General features: G+C 34.3%; 2 protein-coding genes. Both read right to left on the minus strand.

Features of this window, described 5'->3' with window-relative positions; translation table 11 throughout:
• Positions 1-138: 138 nt before the first annotated feature.
• On the minus strand, positions 139-972 hold the full coding sequence (locus RCH18_RS16070) for an IS3 family transposase (RefSeq protein WP_326937787.1): 834 nt from the start codon (positions 970-972) through the stop codon (positions 139-141).
• A 5-nt stretch (positions 973-977) separates the two neighbouring features.
• Positions 978-1,256, minus strand: coding sequence for a hypothetical protein (locus RCH18_RS16075; protein WP_326937788.1), 279 nt, complete (start codon positions 1,254-1,256; stop codon positions 978-980).
• Positions 1,257-1,332: the final 76 nt, after the last annotated feature.

A 1,332-nucleotide genomic window follows, 5' to 3' on the forward strand; every position in this document is an offset into this window, starting at 1 on the left:
TATGCTGCGACCTATTCGCGATGCAACTTTTTTAGAAACTTAAGATAGTTTTTTAAAGTTTTCATTTCCATTTTCCAGGCTGAAATCGGAAATAACTTTTGACCGGCGAAGCCATTGGTCAAAAAAGTTATTCTGATTTTATGCCACTTCTGTTTTACTATACATTTCTCTTGGTGTTTGATAATCTAGCGATTGATGGAAACGCTCGTTGTTATAAAACTCAAAGTATTTTTTCAGACCATTATACAAGTCCAAAGTAGACTCATAAGCCTGTAAATATACGTTTTCATATTTTACTGATCGCCATAATCGTTCGATAAAAATATTATCTATTGCTCGTCCTTTTCCATCCATTGATATTTTTATATCATTATCAATCAGCAAATTAGTGTGTGTTTCACTTGTATATTGACTTCCTTGATCGGTATTAAATATTTCTGGCTTGCCGTGTTTAGTAATCGCTTCTTGAAGAACTCTTGTACACCATTCGGCTGTCATAGTATTGCTTATATCCCAACCCAAGACATAGCGAGTCCGTAAATCAATTATCGCACATAAATACATAAACCCTTTATTCATAGGGATGTATGTGATGTCGGTTGCCCAAACCTGGTTCTTTTTAGTAATTTCTAACCCTTTTAGTAAATAAGGGTATTTTTTATGTTCTTTAATAGCCATTGTAGTGCGTGGTTCTCTGTATATGGTCTGCCAGTTCACCAATTTCATTAATCGTCGAACTCGTTTTTCATTGACAGCAAAACCGTAATTTTCGAGCCATACAGTCATCTTTCGGTACCCATAAAAAGGGGTTGCGGTGTATTGCTTCTTCAGTAGTTCCATAATTGCCATATTTTCCATGTTTTCTCGTTTCGATGAAAAATATAAGCAATTACGATTGATATTCAGCAATATACATTGTCTAGATAGACTCAATTTTTCTTTAGAATCGATCATTTCCTGTCGTTCTGTCATCGGTATTAGCTCAACTTTTTTTTTAGAAAATCATTCTCTAAAGTCAATTGACCGATTCTTGCAAAGAGTTTTTCGGTTGGGATTTCCTCTTTTTTCACAATCTCTTTCTCCTGATTGAAAACCGCCGATATATTTTTGATTGCTTCGGCCTTCCAACTAGAAATTTGGGTAGGTAAAAGCTCATATTTCTTGGCTAAAACCTCCAACGTTTCTTTCTCTCTTAACGCTTCTAAAACAACTTTTGCTTTAAAATCTTTTCCAAATACTCTTCTTGTTCTTGACATAATTCTGCTAATTTAAGGTTTTTAATCCTATCTTAAATTCACACAAAAAGTTGTACGTTTTTTGGGGAGCAGCATA

This window comes from Flavobacterium sp. PL11, from assembly GCF_035985025.1.
GTDB lineage: Bacteria > Bacteroidota > Bacteroidia > Flavobacteriales > Flavobacteriaceae > Flavobacterium.